Source organism: Rickettsia endosymbiont of Halotydeus destructor (genome assembly GCF_049278075.1).
Lineage (GTDB): Bacteria > Pseudomonadota > Alphaproteobacteria > Rickettsiales > Rickettsiaceae > Rickettsia.
This window is the reverse complement of record NZ_JAPNPB010000008.1, coordinates 1-23835: the sequence shown is the minus strand read 5'-3', so window position 1 is coordinate 23835 and position 23835 is coordinate 1. Positions and strand designations below refer to the sequence as shown.

Genomic DNA, 23835 nt, shown 5'->3' with positions numbered 1-23835 from the left:
CCTAGATTCCTGCTTTCGCAGGAATGACATTAATCGCTTTTTAAGAGCCATGCAACAACACTGGCTTGACATCAAAAAATCAAATTCATTCCTTGAAATATTTCGTGTATCGGGTATTTTAAAATATGAATTTATTAAGGTGAAATAATATATGCAGGAATTTGATTTAGTAGTAATAGGCAGTGGACCCGCAGGCTATACTGGCGCAATCAGAGCGGTGCAATTAGGTATGAAAGTAGCATGCGTTGAAAAAGCTGTAACCCTCGGAGGAACCTGTTTAAATATCGGATGTATTCCGTCAAAAGCTTTATTAAATTCTTCTGAAAAATATGAAGAAGCAACAAAACATTTTTCGGATATCGGTATTATGACCGAGGTAAAGCTAGATTTACCGAAAATGTTGGCTCGTAAAGATAAAGTAGTAACCGATTTAACAAAAGGCATAGAAAGCTTATTTGTTAAGAATAAAATTACCAGAATTACAGGGAGTGGTACGATTATCTCGGCTAATGTTATTGAAATAAATAATGGTACAAATAAAGAGGAAATTAACGCTAAAAATATTTTGATTGCTACTGGTTCAGAGATAATTGAAATACCGAATATTAAAATTGATGAAGAGTTTATAGTTTCTTCTACTGGTGCTTTAAAGCTTCAGAAAGTACCTGAAAACCTGATAGTAGTAGGTGGGGGGTATATTGGCCTAGAGCTTGGTTCGGTATGGCGACGTTTAGGTTCTAAGGTAACGGTAGTTGAATATGCATCTGGCATAGTGCCGGCATTAGATAAAGAAATAGCTGCTCAGTTTACCAGGATTTTACAGAAACAGGGAATAGAATTCAAATTAAATACAAAAGTGTTGGCTGCCGAGAAGAAAGCAGGTAAAGTAATACTATCAATAGAGGAAAGTGGTAACTCTCAAACTCTTAACGCTGATGTGGTATTAATTGCAGTAGGCAGGAAAGCCTGTACGCAAAATCTGGGTCTGGAAAAACTAGGAATTACTTTAGATAAGCAAGGTCGGATAGAAGTTAACGAATATTTGCAAACGTCAGTAACCAATATTTATGCCGTCGGTGATGTTATAAAAGGTCCGATGCTTGCGCATAAAGCTGAAGAAGAGGCAGTAGCCGCCGTTGAAATTATGGCGGGACAAGCAGGGCATGTAAATTATAATTTAATTCCAAGTGTGATATATAGTTGCCCCGAGGTGGCAAGCGTTGGTGAAACCGAAGAACAGTTGAAAGAGAAGGGCGTTAATTACAAAGTTGGGAAATTCCCTTTTTTAGCTAATAGTAGAGCAAGAGCAATTAGTTCCACTGATGGAATGGTAAAAATTCTTGCTGATAGCAAAACCGATAAAATACTCGGTGCCCATATTATTGGTCCGGATGCCGGTACTTTAATTGCCGAGTTGGTTGCTTTTATGGAATTTGGCGCTGCAGCAGAAGATGTAGCAAGAACCTGTCATGCTCATCCAACATTAAGTGAAGCTATAAAAGAAGCAGCTTTAGCAATAGATAAGAGGACTATTAATTTTTAGCGTTGTTATATGGCTCAGTTTTTTTGTTGTCATTCTAGCTAAAAGCGGGAATCCAGATTTTTCTGTCATGCTGAACTTGTTTCAGCATCTAATTCAAGAGATCCTGAAATAAATTCAGGATGACTATATTTTTTCTAGATTCCCGCCTTTAGCTAGAATGACATCGGAGAATTTGGTATAATTTCCGAGTCACGCAACAACGCCTTCTCGCAATGACGGTGTTTTTGCAACGATTCCGGTCCACGCGGGCAACACCTTCCTGTGAAAACAGGAATCCAGCTCTTAGCTAAGAAAGACAATTAAACAGTTATACATTAATATGGATAAGCCAGCTCTACGATATTATTTTAGAAATTTTTTAAGAAAAAATAAGGATAAAATCAATTCTGAAATAACTAAAAAGTTGATAATAAATAAGCTTAATATATTAATAGATGAATTAAAAGTAACCACAATCGGAGTATATTATCCTTTATTGCTCGAAATTAATATACTTGAAATAATTAAATTGCGTCCTGAGCTTACGTTTTTCTTACCTAAAATTGTAAAAAATGAAATTAGCTATGGGTTATATACACGCAATACGCCTTTAATATTAAATAGATTCAATATATATGAGCCCAAAGAAAATAGCGAATCTCAACCGGAATTAATTGTTATTCCTGCACTAGCTTTTAATATGGATAATCATAGACTTGGACAGGGTTTCGGTTTTTTTGACCGATATATAAATAACGATAAGAATTTAATAACTATCGGAGTTTGCTTAAAAGAGCAGTTAATAGATAATTTACCCATAATGCCACACGACCGAAAGCTTAACTTTATAGTTACCGATTAAAATCATGAAAATTAAATTATTAGTTATTGTTAGCATATTAAAGCTTTTCATAATAACCCCTTATGTTTATGCGAAGGTTACTACGCAAGACAAAATTCAAGAAACTTTTAATCATTTAGACAAAAAAGATTGGATACAAGCTGAAAAATTAACTAAAGAAATAAATAATCCAGCCTTAATAAAAATCATTCTTTCGCAACAATTTCTCGATAGTAAATATTGTAATAACAGCTTTAAACAAGTAATAAAGTTTTTACAAGATAACCCGAAATGGCCGCAAAATAACTTATTAGAAGTAAGAGCGGAAGGGTATTTAAATCATGATACGGATAAAAAATTAATCTTAGAATGGTTTAACAAAAACCCTCCGCTTACCGGTAAAGGCTATAAATTTTATGCGCTAGCTGCTAGCAAGTTAGTTAAAGATCAAAAGATATTATCACCGATCATTAAAGCCGCGTGGATATATGGTGATTTTACTGATGTAGAAGAAAAAGAATATTATAGTAAGTGGTGTAAATATTTAAGCGCTGAGGATCATGCTCAAAGAATTGAGGAACATTTATGGAATTCAGATATTAAAGCGGCTCAAAGATCGTTGCAATATGTGAATTCGGGATATCAAGCTTCTTTTAAAGCACAGATTGCTATAATAAATAACCCACAAGCAGCGAAAAAGTTTTTTAGCGGAGTTCCTGAAAAATATTACACTTCAGGTTTATTATTTCGGTATTTAGAAGCAAGGAAAAAAGAAAGACCTACTAGTGAAGCCATAGCTTTATTTAAAAAAGTAAAAAACGATCATAAGCATTTTGCCAAATGGTGTCGTTTACAATCTTACTATGCACGAGAGTTTATTGATTATAAAGATTTTGCTAATAGTTATAAAATTATTACTATTCCTTTTGCAAAATGTCCTGAGACAGTAAGAGAACAAGAATGGCTTGCCGGTTGGCTATCCTTAAGTTTCCTGAATAAGCCTGATCAAGCTTTATCGCATTTTAATAAATTTATAAAAATAGTAAAAACCCCTATAAGCATATCGAGAGGTTATTATTGGCTCGGTAGAAGCTACGAAGCGAAAGGTGATAAAAAAACGGCTACTGGATTCTATAAGAAAGCTGCAAAATATTCTTGTACTTTTTATGGGCAAATAGCAAATATAGAATTAAAAAATAATAATATAATCCTGCCTACTAAGCCTAAAATAGAGATAGCTCATAATAAAGCCGTAGAAAGTAACGATATTATTAAAGCAGCAAAATTATTAAATAAATACGGTAAAACTAATTTAGCAGTTATTTATGCTAAAGCGTCCATAGCAGTAACCTCAAATCCGGCAGAAATTTTACTAATTACTAATATTATCAAAGCTAATAATAATAATACTCATCATACAGTTGACGTTGCAAAAATTGCCTGCCAATATCATACTTGTATTTTAGAGCATGCCTTTCCTACTCCTTATCAAATCCTAAATTCACCGGTAGAATCGCATTTCACTTATAGTATAATTAGACAAGAATCTGTCTTTAATCAATCTGCAGTTAGTAGTGCTAACGCTATGGGACTAATGCAGCTTATAAAAAATACCGCTTGTGATACAGCTAAATCTATAAATACTAAATGTGATATAGCAAAACTTACCAACGATCCCAAATATAATATTAAATTAGGTTCGAATCATCTTAAATTATTACTACAGCAACACGATAATTCATATCTTCTAACTATTATTTCTTACAATGCCGGATCTCATAGAACAGAAGACTGGATAAAGCGTTTCGGTGATCCAAGAAAATTAAAAGATATGCGCCAGGTAATTAATTGGATTGAGCTAATACCCTTTGCCGAAACAAGAAATTACGTTCAACGAGTATTTGAAAATATGCAAGTTTATAGGTCAATAATTAATAAAAGTAATATATTGCGGCTAAAAGATGATTTGCACAGCGTCATTCATAAAGCTTGATACAAGAAATTTCTTGACATTCGCCTGTGCTCACGTACTCTAAGTACGCTGCGCAGGCTCGTCTTTAAATTTATCTTGTCTGAAGCTCTATGAATCTAGCTGTACTCGATAAACTTTTCATTTTACAAAAGTGTATATTTACCTGGACAAAATTTAAAAATTATTATATATATACCCCAATGCTGCTATTGAAAAAATAAATATAGTAAATAATAAATGTCAAAAGAAGACCTAATCCAATTTGCAGGAGTCGTGCTTGAGCTTTTACCTAATGCAACTTTTAGAGTAAAGCTAGAGAACGATCATTTAATTATTGCTCATACTTCCGGTAGAATGCGTAAAAATCGTATTAGAATATTAGTCGGGGATAAGGTTACTGTTGAAATGACTCCGTACGATTTAACTAAAGGCCGAGTAATCCATCGTAATTAAATTATCTTCTGTGAAACAACATCCCTTGAAAGACAATCAATATAATCTACCTATTATATTAGCATCTTCATCACCGGCTAGGCTTGAGTTATTAAAAAGATTAAAAATAATTCCCTCACAAATCTTACCTGCCGATATCGACGAAACTTCGCGTTTACGTGAATTACCCAATCATTTAGCCGTCAGACTTGCGAAAGAAAAAGCAGAAAAAATTGCCTCACAAATAGAAGAATCGGCTATTATTATAGGAGCTGATACTGTGGTTGTGGCAGGTAGGAAAATATTGCCGAAAGCTGCTACACATGAAGAAATCAAAGATTGCCTTAATATATTATCAGGAAGACGTCACCGTGTTTATACCGGTTTATGTTTTATAAAAAAACATAATGATCAAATAGTAATAAGGCAAAAAATAGTTCAAACAATTATTAAGTTTAAAAGATTAAGTCAGCAAGAAATTGACTTTTACAGCTCACTTGACGAAGGGTTAAATAAAGCAGGAGGCTACGGAATTTCCGGCTACGCCGAAGCTTTTATGCCTTTTATTTCAGGTTCTCACTCAAATGTTATCGGTCTTCCTTTATGTGAAACGGTAAATGCTTTAACTTCCTTAGGTTTTGTAGTGCAAGCTTAGTTCTACACAGAATGTTGTTGCATAGCTCTCAGAAATACAAAGTGTTCAGTGTCATACCGTGACTTGATCACGGTATCCAGAAAAATCTTTAATAACCAGATTTTTTGCCTTTATCCTGTTAAACAAATAATGAATATGTGTGATATAAGCTTAGCATATAAATCTATTAGACTTACATACTGCGCGCATTTTAATGAGTGGGAAGAATATCACCGTATTAGGAAAGAACAAATTTTTGATCCTATTAATGTAGAATATAATTCTAATCACCCCACTATAAATGCAGATAATCATTATCATTTCATTTTATATAAAGGTCTGCAAATAGTTGCTACCGCCCATATAGAATTTTTAAATGAAAATGAAGCAGCTTTAAGATCGTTAGCAACCGATAAGCCTTATCAAAATCAAGGATTTGGCACAAATATGATGCAGCTTTTAGAAAAATGGTTAAAAAACCAAAATATTAAAGCCTTAAAAATGCACGCAAGGGTAAGTGCCGAGATTTTTTACCGTAAGCTTAAATATATAAATATGGAATTTGATGATATTTCTATACAAAAGAACTATGTAGATTTAGGGAAGATGTTGTAGATTATGAAAGAAGATTTAATTACTAAACTTAAAATCCAGGAATTAAGCTTTTCTGATATTGATTTATTAGTTTCAAGTTTTGCGAAAGCAAGATGGCATAAGCCAAAAGAAATTTTTGAGCGGTATTTGCAAGAACAGCAGCAAGATAAAAGACTTATCTGGCTTGCATATTTAAATGATCAAATAACCGGCTATGTAACTCTTGTTTGGAAATCTCAATATGAATATTTTAATAAAAAGAAAATACCTGAAATTAAAGATCTTAACGTATTACCCGTATTTAGAAATTTAGGCATTGGTTTTAAATTATTAAAAACTGCTGAAAAAGCAGCATTTGCTGTGAGCGATACTATTGGCATTGGAGTTGGGCTATATGCAGATTACGGAGTTGCCCAAAAGCTTTACATTAAAAATGGCTATATCCCTGATGCCAGAGGCATTGCTTATAATAATCAAACCTTACAATTTGGAACTAATATTATACTAGATGATGATTTAGTGTTATTTTTTACTAAAAAAATGCTTTGAAACCTCTTAACCTTGCTAAACTATTTTCCTTCCCCAAAATTTCGGCCATTTCAAATATTCCGGGTGACGCCGTCATGCCGGTCATTAAAGCTCTAACAGGTTGCATTAGCTCATTAAGCTTTAAGTTCTGCGATTTTGCTATTTCCTTAAACTTGTTTTGTAATGTATCTTTATTAAAATCTTCAATCTCTTCTAGCTCTGTTATTACCTGCTTAATTAAGTCAGGATTACATTTTTTTATTATTTCCTGCGCTTCTTCTGAATAATTAATAGGTGAGTTAATTAAGTAAATTTTAGCTAAGTGAGCCAGCTCTATTAAAGTCTCGCTTCTTATAGTTAAGCTTGGCAAAGCTTGTTTTAGGTAGTTTATTTCTTGTTCGCTAACGATATAATCTTTTTGTAAAATTTCGTTAACCATTGAAATTAAACTATCAGTATCAAGCTCTCGCAAATAATGGGCGTTAATATTATTCATTTTAACAAAATCAAGCTTGGCGGGTGATTTACCAAGACCGTTAAGGTCAAACCATTCTATCGCCTGTTTTAGGTTAATAATTTCATCGTCTCCATGCCCCCAACCGAGCCTCAACAGATAGTTGCATAAAGCATTTGGTAAATAGCCCATTTCTTTATAAGCTTCTACACCTAGTGCTCCATGCCTTTTGGATAATTTAGCACCATCCGCACCGTGTATTAGAGGGATATGAGTCATAGAAGGTATTTGCCAGTTAAAAGCTTCGTAAATGGCAATTTGTCTAGCAGCATTGGTTAAATGGTCATCCCCCCTGATAATATGAGTTATGTCCATATCATGATCATCCACAACCACCGCTAGCATATAGGTAGCATTGCCATCGGCACGAAGCAGCACCATATCATCAATATGAGAGTTTTCAATTACTACGTCTCCTTGCAAGGTGTCATGGATTATAGTACTGCCTTCTCTACTAGTTTTGAGCCTTATTACCGGTTTTCTATCTATAGGATGAGTAGCAGGATCGCTATCACGCCATGGACTATTAAAAATAAAATGTTGCTTACTCTCTATAGCAATTTTCCGTTGCTGCTCTATTTCTTCCTGAGAGGTAAAACAATAATAAGCCTTGCCTTCTTTTAGTAACTTTAAAGCAGCTTCTTTATAGAGTTCATTACGTTTTGACTGAAATATAACTTCCACATCCCAATTTAAGCCAAGCCACTTAAGCCCTGACAGTATAGCGTCAACTGCTTCCGTCGTTGATCTTTCTCTGTCCGTATCCTCAATACGAAGAAAGAATTTGCCTCCATGGTGCCGAGCAAATAAATAGTTAAATAATGCCGTTCTTGCCGAACCAATATGCAAGAAGCCAGTAGGGGAAGGTGCGAATCTAGTAACTATGTTTTTGTTCATATTATAATACATATTTTTTCGAATTGTAGCAAAGCTCAAAGCAGTATGCAATAATAATTACAACTACGTTTACTACAATATTAATTAAGAAATAATTAAATAATTAATGCTTACTTGACTTTTCTAATTACCCACCTATAATGCTTATCATTAATTAATAATTTCTTAAGATATTAATAATTCGCATTAATTGTTCAATTAAAGGACCTTATGTTAGATATCAAATTGTTAAACACGCTTTTATTCAGCAATAAAGATACTGATTTAATAAAAGCAGTTAAGAAAGTATCTGACACATTTATAAAAAAGACCCAAGACATTTTGTTGTATGCTATGGCTTATAATAAAAGCTTAACTTCTGAATTAACAGGTATATCTACTGATTTTTTAGCTAAACATTTATCTGATGAAGATATTGTAAATAGATTTTATCAGGAAGAAAAAAATAATTCTTTTTTTGGTTTTAAAAGCTTACAGGTCCTTGAAGAAGCAAAAAATTCTATTCAGGATATTCACGTAAAAAGTAATATAGCAAAAAAGGCGTATAACAATATTAATATTAAGACTAAAGAATTATCAAAAGCCTCTCTTAACTCACCTGAAGCAACTCGGTTAGGGACGGCAATAAAAGAATCTCAGGCTATTTTAGATAAAGCTGAAATGCAGTTAATATTAAAAATAATAAGGCATGACTTAGCTAAAGACCAATATGTAAAACTATTTAAGTTAAGCAAATTAATAGCTGATCATATCGAAGAAAATAATACGGAGAGTGACGGTCTAGCAAATAAACATGCATACGATATAACTATTTGTTTTGGAGGAAAAATAAACCAGGATATAGTTGAAAAATTGCAGAGTTTTTTAAAAGATAAGGGATTTTTTAACGCTGAAAAACCTATACATGATACATTTGCTACTTTTACCTTTCCTGAAAATAAACAAAAAATTACTCTGAAGAAGTGGCAAGAACTAATTAGTAAACATGGCAAAGAAGCTATGGATTTATTTAGAATAGCAGACCATATTGAATTAAAAAAAGCTAATTTAGCTGGAATAATTGATCAGCATGTTGAACCCGATAGCTTACATGAAGCAAAATTACTTAAAGCAAAATTATCATATTCAAGAGCAGATGAGTATCTTGAGCTTGCAGAGCTAGCTCTTCACTATAATTTAAGTGAAAAAATTTTTAACCAATGTTTAGAAATAGAAACACAAAGAAAAGCGAGCGATAATTTACCTAATATTATAATTCATGGTAAAGAGGTAGGTAATAACCCTGGCAATATAGAATTAGATAAATATCACCTAGTCAAATTACCTATAAATGATCCAAGGGCTTATATTTTGGGAGAGATTACTAATTGTTGTCAATCTATCGGTGGAAGTGGTGAAAAATCTGTAATTGATGGAATAACAAGAGTAAATAATGGTTTTTATGTTTTATTAAAAAGCAAAAACTCAATTAAGCAAAACGTAGAAATTTTTAAATCAGAAGGGAAGATTGATTATCAAAATTTTGATATAGTTGGGCAAGGATATGCGTGGCTTAGCAAGGCAGGTAATTTAACTTTTGATTCATGGGAAAATTTACGCAATCAAGAGAAACATACTTTTATATTAAGGGATGATGCAGTAATAATGCCAATATTAGAGGAATTTGCAAAGCAAGTATGCGGCTCTACTGATATTGATAGAGTGACTATCGGCCGCGGCGGCAAAACCCCTAAAATACCAAAAAGTTCTTCTATTAAATACCCTGAATATATAAAAGAAGGCCATAATTACGGTGATGCAAAGAGTCAGGCATTATTAGGAGAGAAAATTGAATTTATAGAATTAAAAAACCTAACTAATAATAAATTAGAGACTTTCAGTAGTAATACTAAAAATAATAGTGAGGTAAGTAAGGTTGATCGTGTGAAAAAAATATTAAACCTTATAAAAAATGATCAGAATTTTAATGAACTTTTTGCAAATGCTAAAGGTGAGAATTTAAATTTATTAAATCAATTATTTAATTACTCTAAGATAGAAGATTTTACCTATGATTATTTTCATTTATTTTTAAACCTTCCCGATTCTAAAATTAAAGTACTTAGTTCTCCTAATGCTTTAAAAGGATATCAAAATAAATATTTTACATTTAATGATCTTAAAGATTTTGAGATAGAGAAAATAACAGCTCTTATAGCGCCTGTAAACGATCTTTTTGGTCCATATAAATATTATTCAATTAACGACCTTAAGGATGTTGAGATAGAAAAAATAAAGATTCTTACAATAAACCCTGGAGCATTTGTAGGATATCAAAGAAATTATTTTACAATTAATGATCTTAAGGATTTAAGTATAGATAAAATAACAGCCTTAACACTTTCTGCAGTAATAAACAAAGGGTTTGCAAATAAATATTTTACGATTGAAGATTTTAAAGATTTAAGCATAGAAAAAATATTTTTTTTTACTTCCCCTAAGGTATTAGAAGATTATAATAGATATTATACATTTAATGAACTTAAAAATTTAGAACCTATTAAAGCAAAAATTCTTACTTTACATAAAGTAATAGAAGGATACGCCCGTGGAATTTTTACATTTGATCAACTTAAAGACTTAGAAATAAGTAAATTAAAAACTCTTATAACATCTAATAATCTAGATGAATTTTTAAAAACTCTTGGAACAGCGACTAGTACTAGTGGGTATGAAACCGGTGAACCTATAGCCGATGTATCTCTAGGAGGAGAAAATGATTTTGCAAAGGAGTTATAAAATTTATATTAATAGGAATTCACAAAAGCTAAATATCCTTCATATAAAAAGGAAAATTTTTAACTAAGCTCTTTACTTGTGCATGAATCTTTTCCTCATATTCGCTATTATCTTGGTTGTTTTTAAGGCTATCTAATATATCGGCAATCATATGTCCGACTAATGTAAATTCTTGTTCCTTAAATCCTCTGGTAGTACAAGCAGGTGAGCCTAGCCTAATCCCTGAAGTAATAAAGGGTGAAGTTTCATCAAAGGGTATGCTGTTTTTATTGCAGGTAATGCCCGCTCTATCTAAAGAATTTGCAGCTATTTTGCCAGTTACGCCGTCTTTACGCAAATCTACTAATACTATATGGTTATCAGTTCCACCTGTTAAAATATTATATCCTCTTTCCTGCAAGATACTCCCAAGAGCCTTAGCGTTACTTAAAACCTGCTTTATATAGCTTTTATATTCAGGTTGCAGAGCTTCCTTGAACGCTACAGCTTTGGCAGCTATAACATGCATTAATGGTCCGCCCTGTATCCCGGGAAATAAAGCTAGATTTATTTTTTTCCCTAACTCTTCATCATTCGATAGAATTAAACCGCCTCTAGGACCTCGTAAAGTTTTATGAGTAGTGGAAGTTACAACATGAGCAAAAGGGAGCGGGCTTGCATGCGCGCCGACAGCCACAATCCCAGCGATATGAGCGATATCCGCCATAAGATAAGCTCCGACTTTATCGGCAATTTCCCGAAATTTGGCAAAATCCAGGTTTCTCGGATAAGCAGAATAGCCAGCGATAATTAATTTCGGTTTATGTAATATTGCTAGCTTTTCTATTTCATCATAATCAATTAAATAGTTTTCCTTATCTACGCTATAAAAAACCGCATTAAACCATTTACCGGACATATTAGGAGGCGCGCCATGCGTTAAATGCCCGCCGCTATCTAACGACATGCCAAGTATTGTATCACCAGGTTGTAATAGGCTCAAAAAAACTGCTTGATTAGCTTGTGAACCTGAATGAGGTTGGACATTCGCATATTTACAATTAAATAACTGTTTTGCACGCTCTATAGCAAGTAACTCAGCTTTGTCGACCTCTTCACAACCGTTATAAAAGCGCTTGCCAGGATACCCTTCGGCATATTTATTAGTAAGCACTGAACCTTGTGCTTCCAACACGGCTTGACTTGTAAAATTTTCTGAGGCAATGAGTTCAATCACATTTTGTTGTCGTTGCTTTTCATTATTAATTATTTCATAAATTTCTTTATCAGTATCAGATAATTTATCAATAAATGTATCCATTCATTTTACCTTATTGTTTTGTTGTTAGCTTTATTGCATGAATCGTCATGGCAAGGCGTCTCTTGACGCCGTGGCCATCCAGTCTTTGTCATGCTAAACTTGTTTCAGCATCTTTTTTAATAGATCCTGAAATAAATTCAGGATGACTATTTTTTTCTGGATGGCCACAGCCGCTTCGTGGCTTCGCCATGACGGATTTTTATTATTTTCTAAACCCCTACAACCATGCTATTGTTTTTTTATGAAATTTATTGCAAATTCCAGTCCTTTTGCATCAATGGAGTGAGCAATGTGGGGAATCTTATAGCTATTATGAGGGATTTGGTTCTTGGATAAATATTCTTCTGCTTTACCCATTTCATTAACGCTAACTACTTCATCAAGTTCACCGTGAATTAAGCAAATTGGAGTTGATTTATTAACGCATTCTTTAGGTGGAAATAGCATTCCCGAAAAACCTATACTAACCAAAAATGGTTCTTGTTGTATAAGAGTTAAGTATAGTCCGATCATCGTGCCTTGAGAAAAGCCAATAATAATAGTATCTTTATTAGTCAAGCCTAATTCGGTTTGTTTTTCCTTAATTATTTCCGTCAAAAGTTCAACGTTATTTTCAAGTAATTTCTGTATTTTTTGAGGAGTGCGATCTTGCAAACTAAACCATTGTCGTCCGTAAGGTGCCATATCGTAGGGCTCCACTCCATGCGGAGAAATAAAATGGCAATCAGGCAAATCATCTTTTATATAAGGCACTAAACCGATCAAATCGTGACCGTCAGAGCCAACGCCGTGTAGTAATACTACTAATTTTTTTGGCGATAAATCTTTACTTTTAACTTCAGGGTACGTGTTATTCATTAATTTTAATTTTTTGTTATTGAATTGTGCCGGTGTTACGTGGATAAGTTAATCATATTCTATGTCATTCTAGTTCAAATGGGAATCCAGGAAAAATAGTCATCCTAAATTTATTTCAGGATATTACTATTAAGAGATGCTGAAACAAGTTCAGCATGACAAAGAAAAGCCTGGATTCCAATTTGAACTAGAATGACAATCCATATATACACAATAGTATTTTTTAACTCCTTTTTAACAACGCTGCAAGCTCACCGTTTTGATACATCTCTTTAACTATATCACAACCTCCAATAAATTCACCTTTAATATATAATTGCGGAATAGTCGGCCAGTCGCTAAAATTTTTTATGGCTTCCCGAAGTTCCGGGTCGCTGAGCACGTTAATATCACGAAATTCTACGGCTAGCTTTTCTAAAATAGCAACTACTGTACCGGAAAAACCACACATAGGTGACTCTTTAGTACCTTTCATAAATAGCACAACATCATTATTGGCTATTTCATTTTTTATAAATTCAAAACTTTTGTTTTCTAGCATTTTAAAACCTGATAAAATTAAATAGACCTTTTTCCTAACTTGCTTCTAAAGATAATTTGTACGTCAATCCAATGCTCGAATCCTCACGTACTAAGTGTACGCTGCGGTTCTGCGCTTCGTGTTTCCTTCAAATTCTTCTTTATTAGCTACGTTATACAACAGGTCTATTCAAGAAATATTTATACCTAAATACAATAATATGCAAGCACAAAGAAAAGATAAGTTGTGGGTTGATAAAATTTTCCAAATTTTAAGCGATAACAATGAAAACCCTAAAACGGAATTAGAGTATAAGAATGAGTTTACTTTATTGGTAGCAGTAATATTATCGGCTCAAGCTACCGATATATCGGTAAATTTAGCAACAAAATCTTTATTCGAAATTTATGATACACCGGAGAAAATCTTACAACTTGGGGAAGAAAGATTAAAACAATATATCAAATCTATCGGGCTATTTAATACCAAAGCAAAAAATATAATTTCCCTATGTCGAATATTAATAGATAATTATAATAGTCGTGTACCGAATAATTTTGAAGAATTAATTAAATTACCGGGGGTAGGGAGGAAAACGGCAAATGTTATATTGAATTGTTTATTTCAGCAGCCTACTATAGCTGTTGATACGCATGTATTTAGAGTAGCTAGAAGATTAGGGCTTGCTAAAAGTGAGAGTCCTGAAAAAGTGGAAGCCGAGTTATTACAAATTATCAGTAAAAAATGGCTAAATCATGCCCATCACTGGCTAATATTACACGGTAGATATATTTGTAAAGCTAGAAAGCCCGATTGTGCTATTTGTCCACTTACAGAATATTGTGAGTATTACAAAGTTCAAAATATTATTTCTTCATAGCGTTATTGCGTGACTCCGACGTCATTCCCGCGCAGGCGGGAATCCAGCAAAAACTTTTTAGTCATCTTGAATTTATCTCAGGATATCTTGAATTAGATGCTGAAATAAGTTCAGCATAACAAAGAAAGTCTGGGATTCCCGCCTGCGCGGGAATGACATATAGAGACAGCGAGAATGAAATACTGTTACTTTGAACTAAAATGACATATATCCATAATACCGCTTTTGTACTAAACAGCTGTAGCTTTAGGAGTCTTTGCAATATGTCTTTCTTTAATCCTGGCTGATTTACCGCTTCTGTCTCTTAAATAATAAAGCTTAGCACGACGAACCACCCCGTATTTTACTACATCAATAGCATGTACCATCGGTGCATAAGTCATGAAACGTCTTTCGACACCTTCGCCGTGGCTAATTTTACGCACTAGGAATGAAGAAGTAATACCTCTATTTCTTTTAGCGATTACCACGCCTTCGTAAGCTTGAAATCTTTCAGTAAGTTTTTCCTTACCATCTTTCTCTATTGATCTATCAATAAGCTTGACGGTAACTTTAACAGTATCGCCGGCGTTAAAAGCAGGAATTTTTTTATTTGCCGTAAGTACTGCAATATTTTCCTGTTCAAACTGGTCAATAATATTCATTTATTTAACTCCTAGTAAAAAATTATTGTGAATTTTTAAATATTAACAATGTCTAAGTCCGTATGAATAAATCCGGACGACGTGATTTAGTAACCTTAATAGATTCTTGACGTTTCCATTCGTTAATTAATCGATGGTTACCCGATAATAAAACATCCGGTACTTTTCTTCCTCGCCAATTTTCGGGTCTGGTATATAAGGCACACTCTAATAGGCCACCAAACTCGCCGTTTTGTTCGAATGATTCCGAAGATAAAGTATTTTGATTTATTAAAACGCCCGGTAGTAACCTAATTAAACAATCAAGAATAGTAAGCGCAGCTACTTCGCCGCCCGATAGGATATAATCCCCTACGCTAATTTCAGTTATATTATACTCTTCAATTACACGTTCGTCAATCCCTTCATAACGCCCACATAAAATTATCATTTTATCTTGCTGTATCATTTCTCTTGCGAGGCTTTGATTAAATAGTTTACCTCTAGGTGAAGGGTAATAAATTTTACTTCCCGGATTTAAAGATAAGCCGTAATCAATAGCTGCACCTAAAACGTCAGGCCGCATTATAAGACCGTCACCGCCACCGTAAGCTTCATCATCAACATTTTTATGCTTCGTTATACCGAAATCTCTAATATTGATAACATCATACGACCAGATATTTTTTTGTAATGCCTGCCCTGCTAGGGATAAACCTAAAGGTCCGGGGAACATTTCGGAAAAAACGGTAAGAATTGAGGCGTGCAGTAGAGACATTTTATACTGCTCATCTTTCAAAATAAAATTGAATTATTGAAATAAGAGTCAATGTAAATAAAAAAAGTTATTAGATGGTCGGGGCGGAGAGATTCGAACTCCCGACCCTCTGGTCCCAAACCAGATGCGCTACCAGGCTGCGCTACGCCCCGACATAAATGAGTGTTATTTATATGAAATATTTCAATAAACATAGTATATACCTCATAATAATCGGTAAATCAATTTTTTTATTAAAAAATTTGCAAAGCATTAGATGTCGTGCCGTGGCCTCTCCACGGCATCCAGTCTTTTTTTACTAAGATTTTCTGGATACCGTGGTCAAGCCACGGTATGACAAGAAGTAGATTGCCGCGTCGATGCTAGCGCATCTCCTTGCTGTATTTATTAAATAATTGTTAAAAATACCTATAACTTTAATGGCTGTTAATATAAAAATACAACCCTTAATCATAGCAATTAAGGCAGTTAAACGTTGAAGTAATAAGGTTTATTAAATTATTCTAATACTCAATTAATAATTTTTCAACTAATAATTATGTGTTATTTATATCAACAATATATGGGGTTATAAAAATTTCTTTATTCTTATAACTGTTAATTATTTTCTACTGCCGTTTTTTGTTATTTAATCAAATTAAGCCAAAAGCAAAATTATTTATAAATCACCACATATTTAAAAAATGCTTTCCGGCAAATCAAATATTCAGTGAAATGTTTAAAATTAGTTTTTTAATTGAACGGTTTTAAGCGTTAAATTTGCGTATATTCATATTAATATTGATCATCTGATCATCGACTTTAAAAAGTTGTCCTAGTCAAAAATAATAAGATTTAGGCGCTTTTCTTATCTAAATGCTTGCTACAAAAATATCGATCTCGAAATACAAGTTAACAAAATTAATGGAAATGGAGATGTTATGTCAAGTCAACGGAAAATTCTAAAAAATCTAATAACTAACGCCCTGATTAGTAGTTCCATGGCTACTTGTATGCTTACGACCGGAAGTGCTTTTGCTAGCGGTAGCCCCACGGTGAACCGAACTGCATCAGGAGTAGCAGCTAACTTATTTACAGGGGTAGGTCTTGATTCAGGAGTAGCTTTTAATCCTGTCACTTCTGTTCTTACGATAAATAATGTAGATGTTAATACCGGTGGAATAGATAATATTCCTTCAATTTTCTCTCTCAACCCGCAAACTCTTAATGTAGATAATAATCTTACGTTAGGTGCTGTTGGAGGAGCCAGGTTAAATTTGAATATTACAGGTGATTACTTAATAACTTGGAACGGTAACGGGGTGTCGGCAACAGCCGGTGCTAATACTAAGGACCAAGCGGGAAATGCTAGTCCATTTGGTGAGGTTGGAGGGCCTTATGGACTTGACGATAATACTTTCTCTGTAGGCAATATGAATTTTAACAATAAAGTAGCCACATTTGATATTTATACAACTAATAATGGCAGTATTATAGATCAAAATACTGTCTTTCAGCAGGCAGGAAGTGCTACTTTAAGCGTTACAAATACTATACCCGACAATGGAACAACGATTCTCCATCCGAGTGTTACCCAATTTGATACGCTTCAAATAAACGGTACCGTAACCGCTAGGTTACTACCGAATATAGCCGGAGATTTTAATGCTTACCCGGCTGACTTGAATGTAATTTTTAATCCAGTGTTTTTTAATAAAAATAATATTATAGATGCTAGGTTTGGAATTGGGAATTCTGATACCACCGGTGGAGCCTTAAATCCCAGAAGTTATACTGCAGATCCCGGGCATACAATAACCAGCGGCACTGATGGATATGGTCTTGTTGCCTTTAACTCAGGTCCTAACGGTCAACAGAGAATAGTTGACATAAATGTTGGTACTAACAATAGCCAAAGGCTTGGTCAAGTAACAATAGAAGACATACAAGGAGGTCAGACGGGAATTATTACCGTTAACGGCACGATGTTTGCTCAAACAATTTTGCTGGCTACTAATTATAATGCAGGTAACGGTATTATTTGGACAAGCGCTATTGACACAGGGGATGGAGGGGTAGTAAAAATTGATCTTCAAAGTAATGTATTGTTTCAGAATAATATAACATCGAATATTAATTTTGTATCAAATGATGCTAGTTTTGTTACTATGGATGACGGTTTCAATGTAACCGGAAATATATATAAGACCGGGACCGGTGCCACTACTTTAAATTTTGCAGGGATTAGTACGGTTACAGGAGATATAGGAGGAAATAATGGAATTGGTGATAATAATACCGGAAGTTATCCGATTGATGTATTAAATATTCAGGGAGATGATACCACAACCGTTGAGTTAAAAGGCAATACTACTGTTAATCAGTTTAATTTTACCGATACGGGGATGGCTGCTGTAGGTGGGACATTAACTGCAACGGTAGGAGTGAATTTTAATAATGTTGCATCAACTCTTCAATTTAATGGAGCTTTAGGAGCAGGACCATATACTTTTTCAAGTCCAGTTCTTAATGCTGCTAATGGTATCTTAGACGTTTATACTAACCTTATTACTACGGATGCGAGTATTGGAACACTAGCTACAATTAATATCGGAGATGTTGGGAATAAAATAGACGGGACGCTTACAATTACTGTTCCCGGAGATAATTTTGTCTTAGGGGGTGCGGTTGATATAGATACTGCCGGCTCGCAATTAATTATAGCAATACCAGAAGCTCAAACAGTAACGTTTAATCAAAATGTAACTAACACAACAGCTGCGCAAGGAGGAAGCGTTACATTTGATGGGACTAATGGGGAATTAGTAGTAGACGGAGCGGCAACCATTGGTGCCGTTAATAATTTAAATGCAATAAATACTAAAGGGGCTGTTCAGGTGCAACCAGGCTTAAATGTTGGGGGAACCGCAGCATTAAACCTAAAAGCCGGCTCGACATTTACTGATAACAGTCTTACTTCTACAAATATAGCAGCAATAAGTATTGGTGAAGCCGGAGGAGTAGCAACTTATGCTTTAGATGCAATCAACGACGCAGGAGGTGCTTTTAACTTAAATACCGGAGGTATGACATTTGGTAATGCTGCTTCTATTTTACAACTACAGTCTTCTGCTTTAGCAGGAGCCGATACTACTATAACTTTGTTAGGTAATTTAAATCCGGGGAATGTCGGAGGAGCAGGCGGCACGGGTATTATAGCAATAAATGCTATAAATGCAGGTGAAACGCTAAAAATAGCAGGTGCAGGCAGCTTAGGAATAGCAGGTGGTAACCTTTTACAGCAAATGACTTTTGCAGGCGCAGGGAATATTACCGTAGTTCCGACGATTAATACGGCGAATGCCATTTCCACGGGTATAACGGGTACCTTAACACTTGGTACAGTAAATAGCAATATTAATTTCACCGCTGCAACAAATCTGATTGTTGGAAATGTAACGGGTAATATAGGGCTAGCGGGTCAAGCAGGTATTGTTACCCTGCTAAATAATAGTACAATTACTGGCACAGTTGACGGAAGCACCACAGCTATTTTAAACTTTCAGGGAGCAGGAAATGTTGGAGCGATAGGTGCAAATAATACACTTACTGCCGTGAATTTCCAGGGAGCTGGAGATGTTAATTTAACAGGTGTAGCTAATGCTACTAATTTTTCCATAACGAATGGAGCAAATGTTACAGTAACTGGTCTAATGACAGGAGCAGTAAATTACGGTGCAGGTGCAGGAGCCTTAACACTGCAAAGCGGTCTTAACGGAGCAATTACTACGAGTGTTCCGAATAACGGCACGGTAACTATCAATGGTGGAAATATTAGCGGTATTATCGATGGAACTACTTTGGTAAATATAGGTGCAAATCCTGTTACTTTTAGTGCAAATGTAAATTCAACTACCGTAGCTCTTACTAATAATGCTTCTTCTTTAACTATTGGCAACAATGTTACTTTAACAAGCGCAGTTACAACTGCCAACCCTAATAATGGCGTATTAATTTTAAATCCTAATAGTAGCGTGGTCGGTGATATAGGTACTAATTTAGCTCCTATTGCTGCAGTCCAGATAGGAGCAGGACCTGCAAGTCTTCAAGGCAATGTTTATTCAGGCGCGGCTGCTTTAACTAATGCTTTATCTTCTCTAACTCTAAATGCCGGCACTAATGTTAACGGATCAATTACAAATACTTCAGGCAATAATAATAGCGGTATACTGATATTTAATGGCGGTAGCATAACGGGAGCTGCAGGAGCTCCGGGAGCAGCACTAAGTGCAGTAACTTTTAATGCGAATGGTGCTTTACCCATAGCTTCATATGCCCAAACTTTTAATGTTAATAATGCAGCAGTTGCCAATGCTCCTAATGGAGTAACGGGAGATGTTTTAGTAAATAGCGGAACATATATCGGGAATATTGCCGGCAATGCAACCTTTGGTGGTGTCGGAACTATTACCACAACGACTATTACCGGGCAAACTAATTTTAATGGTTTGGGTGGCACAGTGACTGTGAACGATACAGGCAGTATAGGTGCGGTTACAAGTAGCGGCAATAATGGAAATTTAATATTTGCCGGAGGAGCGAATGTTACTGGTATAGTGAGTAATATAGGTGCGATGACTCTTAATGGAGCAGCTGGCTCAATAGTTAATTTTCAGCAAAATGTGTCAGGAGCATCGCTTGCACTTAATAACGGTGGAACTGCAAATTTAAGTGGATCGCTTACCACGACAGGAAATGTTGACTTTAATAAGGCAGCGAGCATACTTCGGTTCTCAGGAGGAAGCCCAGCAGGCTACCAACTAAATAGTCCAATAGCCAATGCTAATAATGGGGTTTTAAATGTTTTCACCAATTTAACCGCTACTGATCCAACTATCGGACAAATCAAAACAATTACCATAGGTAATGGAGCTGCGCAAATATTTACTATAAGTACTTCAAGCCCAGCGCTGACTTTACTACAACCGGCAGGTAGTACTATTATATTCGGTGATGCTGGTTCAACATTTGCCATAACAAGTAGTCAAAATCAAGGCGTGGCATTTGCCAATAGTTTTGATGGTTTTGCAGGGGGAGGAGGTATTTTACAATTAGGTAGCACCTCTGCTACAACACCTAATAATAACGTATTATATTTGCAGGGTACTGCGGGTACAGAAGCAATAGGTTCAAAAGCGAATCAACTAACTTCCATAAATATAGTTGGTAATGTAGGTATTGCTGGCATTAGCCCCACTACTAAACAACTTGATGTAAGTAACACAAAGGCGCTTAATATTTCTGCAGGTTCGGTATTTGCGGATGAATCAATTACTTCAGCACAAATTAAAGCAATTAATATCGGTGATAATACCGGTGCTGGTACTTATGCACTTGATGCAGTAAATGCTGATTTTACATTACAGGCTGCAGGCGTGACTTTTGGCAATGAAGATTCTGTCTTTAAATTAATGACTAGTGCAACAGCTGCTAATTCAACAAGTACTATAATTTTAGATTATAATATCGTGCCGCTAGCTCCTCACACCGCAATAGTAGAATTGAACGCCAAGAACCCGGGCGTAACTTTAAAAATAGAGGGAACTGCTAATAAGTATTCACTTGGGACAAAAGCTCTTCCGTTAAAGCAAATAAATTTTTCAGGAAATGGGTTAATTGCAGTAGAAGCGATTGCTACGGATACTATTAATATATCAGTTCCAAAGCTTCTTATCGGTGAGGTTAATTCTAATATTATTTATTCCGGACCTACGGAACTGGGAGTCGTAACCGTAAACGGTGATATGGATTTCCAAAATAATGCCGGTACTGCCGTGTTTGCTAGCGATACTACTAATCCAAATAATATAATTCCTGCTTCTATTAGCGGTGATATTACGAGTACTGGCGGACCTGGACCTAACGGTACTGTGATTGCTATGGATAATCTAACAGTTGGGGGAACAGTAACAAATATTAATTCATTCCAAGGTGGTGCAGACGGTAGCACTGTGACCTTTAATGCTCCTGATACTGGTAACGGTGTTACTATGTCAGCTACAGAACTTAAGGGAACAGGTGCGGGTACAATGGTACTTGCACAGAATACTACTTTCACTGGTAATATTAACGAAAGTAGTGATGCTAAACCTGTTAATTTAGAATTCCCAAACGGCGGTACTATACTTGGTAATATGGGTAATGGGGCGCCAGTTGGTAATGTTACAGTTACCTCAGGAACATTAAATCTTGGTGTACCAAATAGCGTACCTGATAGTGTTATGAGAGGTGATACATTATATGTTGACTTCAATAATGCAAGTGTGGTCTTTAATACAAGTGATATTCTTTTTTCAGGTGGAATAGATCAAGCTCCTATTGCTCCTATCGCGTTGCGAGCCTTCGTTCCTGGAGCTCTTGTAGCCCCTGCACCAATAATTACAGGCAAAGGGGCATTTTTTAAAGACACCGATCCTGTTATAACTAGCGCTCCTATAGGTAAGACTGCTCCAATACCTATATATATTCAAGGTGGAGATGTAACACTTACAAATAATATTGTAAATATATCATCTGCTAATTTTACTACCCCTAATGCGGTTACTCTTACCATTAATTCTTCAAATGCTCAGCTAGGCGGTGCTACCACTAACGCTGATGACCTGCACACCATTGCTATATCTGGTGACTTAACAACAGGTAAAAATCCTTTTGGCGATCCTACTAATAGCTTAAAATCTGTTAAATTACTCACAAGTGGTAAAATAACTATTGATAGTGAGAATTTCTACTCAGGTATTACGACTGGTACGAATAATACAGGTACAGCAGTCTTTGATGCCGATAACGGCTTTACCGATGATTTGGGAGAGGAAAGTGCACGTCTTGATACTGTTCAGTTTAATAGTGTCAACGGTAAGGTGAAAGGGGATACTTACTCGAAAACCATCACTATTGATTCAGGTAAATCTGCAATTTTTGCCGGGTATAAAGATAGAACGCTAGACGTACCGGCAGCAAATGTTAACGGTACACAAATTCCTCGTTCAATTCAAAAATTCAAATATAATACAGTGGTTGCTGGTGACAGCTTTATCGGCGCTGATGCCAGTTCAAACGGTACTTTTAGTAATCCTGCGTTAGTACAAGTACCAATTAATAAGGGTACATACAAGTTTGATAATGACGTATGGCTACAAAAACCGCTTACTGGTGCAAGTGATATAACTTTTGCTCCAAATAGGGTCTCAATAATAGGAGCAGAGGTTGAAGCTGTAAATATAGGAGCTAATCAAGCTAATTTAGTTTTCCTTGCCTCTGCTCCCCTAAGCGGAAATATCAGCGGTAGCAATATGACGCTCGATCTTGGGAATAATCAAATTACCTATACGGGTAATGCAAAGCCTACCGGTGAGCTTACTATTAATGTCTTGTATGATACAGTAAATAGTGGAGCAAAAAACAATACTGATAGCGGTAATATAGTTATTGCCAACGGGTCAAATATTGACTTATCCGGCGTAACTGCACTTAAAGTGTTATTAACTGCTGCTTCTAATGCAGCTAGTATAAGCGAGAATAGTGCTTACCCTATAATTACTTCATTATCAGGTAATGGAATAACCGTCGGAAATGCTGGAAAGCTTCCATTTAACGTTACCGCTAATGAAGGGGTGTTTGTAAGATGGGTGATTAATGCCAGCTCCTTTACACTTTATCCTATAGAATCTACCGGTGATGTAGTTACAGATAATATAATAAAAATTTTAATAAATACTCCAATAGGTAATGTAATAGTAAATACCCCTGTCGATCAAAGAAAAGTTATAGTTGATCATTTAATACCGATTATTCCGCTTCCTTCAAATGAAGTACATAAAATAACCCAGGTTAACCATCCGTTTATTATACCAGAAATTCCAAGTATTGCTCCAATTGGTGGCTACAGCCCATCAGTTCCTGTAAACGGTCCTGCAGTAGTGGGCACTGGTCCTAATGGTCCAAACAGTCCTGTAATTGGTGGTAGTGTAATAGGTGGTACATTTACGCCTAGTGGCCCTAGCGTTGTATATCCTAGCGGTCCTGCAGTAGTGGGCACTGGCCCTAATGGTCCGAATGTTCCAAGTGCTCCAAGCACAGTGACGCCTGGCACAGGCGGAGTAACAGGATATAGTCCTTCCACCCC

The 23835-nt window shown here is 35.3% G+C and carries 16 protein-coding genes, 1 tRNA gene and 1 pseudogene; 10 read left to right on the top strand and 8 right to left on the bottom strand.

Annotated elements, in window-relative coordinates:
• The first annotated feature begins 151 nt into the window (after positions 1–151).
• The 7 genes from lpdA to OTR29_RS06290 all read left to right on the top strand — a co-directional run bounded on the left by lpdA (position 152) and on the right by OTR29_RS06290 (position 6544).
• Entirely contained in the window at positions 152–1543 is a 1392-nt protein-coding gene (lpdA, locus tag OTR29_RS06320) for a dihydrolipoyl dehydrogenase (RefSeq protein ID WP_422230092.1), read from the top strand.
• 319 nt (positions 1544–1862) lie between these two features.
• Entirely contained in the window at positions 1863–2384 is a 522-nt protein-coding gene (locus tag OTR29_RS06315; protein WP_422230090.1) for a 5-formyltetrahydrofolate cyclo-ligase, read from the top strand.
• A 4-nt stretch (positions 2385–2388) separates the two neighbouring features.
• On the top strand, positions 2389–4356 hold the full coding sequence (locus OTR29_RS06310) for a lytic transglycosylase domain-containing protein (RefSeq protein ID WP_422230088.1): 1968 nt from the start codon (positions 2389–2391) through the stop codon (positions 4354–4356).
• A gap of 216 nt (positions 4357–4572) precedes the next feature.
• Positions 4573–4788 carry a translation initiation factor IF-1 gene (gene infA, locus OTR29_RS06305; RefSeq protein WP_253308131.1) on the top strand — a complete coding sequence of 72 codons (216 nt, stop codon included), beginning with the start codon at positions 4573–4575 and terminating at the stop codon, positions 4786–4788.
• A gap of 25 nt (positions 4789–4813) precedes the next feature.
• Positions 4814–5422 (top strand): Maf family protein, encoded by a 609-nt coding sequence (locus OTR29_RS06300; RefSeq protein ID WP_422230096.1) that lies wholly within the window; start codon positions 4814–4816, stop codon positions 5420–5422.
• 135 nt (positions 5423–5557) lie between these two features.
• Positions 5558–6016: a GNAT family N-acetyltransferase gene (locus tag OTR29_RS06295; protein WP_422230094.1), complete on the top strand. Its 459-nt coding sequence runs from the start codon at positions 5558–5560 to the stop codon at positions 6014–6016.
• 3 nt (positions 6017–6019) lie between these two features.
• A complete protein-coding gene (locus tag OTR29_RS06290) occupies positions 6020–6544 on the top strand; it encodes a GNAT family N-acetyltransferase (protein ID WP_422230086.1) in 525 nt (174 codons plus the stop codon).
• On the opposite strand, the gene gltX is transcribed toward OTR29_RS06290, so the two are convergent.
• A complete protein-coding gene (gene gltX / locus OTR29_RS06285) occupies positions 6528–7934 on the bottom strand; it encodes a glutamate--tRNA ligase (RefSeq protein WP_422230085.1) in 1407 nt (468 codons plus the stop codon). The genes OTR29_RS06290 and gltX overlap by 17 nt on opposite strands.
• 210 nt (positions 7935–8144) lie before the next feature.
• Here gltX and OTR29_RS06280 point away from each other — a divergent pair, with 210 nt between their 5' ends.
• Positions 8145–10712 carry a hypothetical protein gene (locus tag OTR29_RS06280; protein WP_422230083.1) on the top strand — a complete coding sequence of 856 codons (2568 nt, stop codon included), beginning with the start codon at positions 8145–8147 and terminating at the stop codon, positions 10710–10712.
• Positions 10713–10740: 28 nt separating this feature from the next.
• On the opposite strand, the gene glyA is transcribed toward OTR29_RS06280, so the two are convergent.
• From glyA to OTR29_RS06260, 4 genes and pseudogenes are all read right to left on the bottom strand, one after another.
• A complete protein-coding gene (glyA, locus tag OTR29_RS06275) occupies positions 10741–12012 on the bottom strand; it encodes a serine hydroxymethyltransferase (protein WP_422230081.1) in 1272 nt (423 codons plus the stop codon).
• 228 nt (positions 12013–12240) lie between these two features.
• A complete protein-coding gene (locus OTR29_RS06270) occupies positions 12241–12870 on the bottom strand; it encodes a dienelactone hydrolase family protein (protein ID WP_422230079.1) in 630 nt (209 codons plus the stop codon).
• 223 nt (positions 12871–13093) lie between these two features.
• Positions 13094–13411, bottom strand: a complete 318-nt coding sequence (gene grxD, locus OTR29_RS06265) for a Grx4 family monothiol glutaredoxin (protein ID WP_422230078.1) — start codon at positions 13409–13411, stop codon at positions 13094–13096.
• 37 nt (positions 13412–13448) lie between these two features.
• A pseudogene (locus tag OTR29_RS06260) lies at positions 13449–13579 on the bottom strand (palindromic element RPE1 domain-containing protein); the annotation flags it as partial.
• Between the two features lie 31 nt (positions 13580–13610).
• Here OTR29_RS06260 and nth point away from each other — a divergent pair.
• On the top strand, positions 13611–14270 hold the full coding sequence (gene nth / locus OTR29_RS06255) for an endonuclease III (RefSeq protein WP_422230076.1): 660 nt from the start codon (positions 13611–13613) through the stop codon (positions 14268–14270).
• 230 nt (positions 14271–14500) lie between these two features.
• Here the strand turns inward: nth and rplS are convergent, their stop codons facing one another.
• The 3 genes from rplS to OTR29_RS06240 form a co-directional block, all read right to left on the bottom strand.
• Positions 14501–14914 (bottom strand): 50S ribosomal protein L19, encoded by a 414-nt coding sequence (gene rplS / locus OTR29_RS06250; protein WP_422230074.1) that lies wholly within the window; start codon positions 14912–14914, stop codon positions 14501–14503.
• Positions 14915–14966: 52 nt separating this feature from the next.
• Positions 14967–15671 carry a tRNA (guanosine(37)-N1)-methyltransferase TrmD gene (gene trmD, locus OTR29_RS06245; protein WP_422230072.1) on the bottom strand — a complete coding sequence of 235 codons (705 nt, stop codon included), beginning with the start codon at positions 15669–15671 and terminating at the stop codon, positions 14967–14969.
• 75 nt (positions 15672–15746) lie between these two features.
• Positions 15747–15823, bottom strand: a tRNA-Pro gene (locus tag OTR29_RS06240).
• Between the two features lie 768 nt (positions 15824–16591).
• On the opposite strand from OTR29_RS06240, the gene OTR29_RS06235 reads away from it, so the two are divergent.
• A partial coding sequence (locus tag OTR29_RS06235; protein WP_422230070.1) for a beta strand repeat-containing protein occupies positions 16592–23835 on the top strand: 7244 nt, incomplete at its 3' end.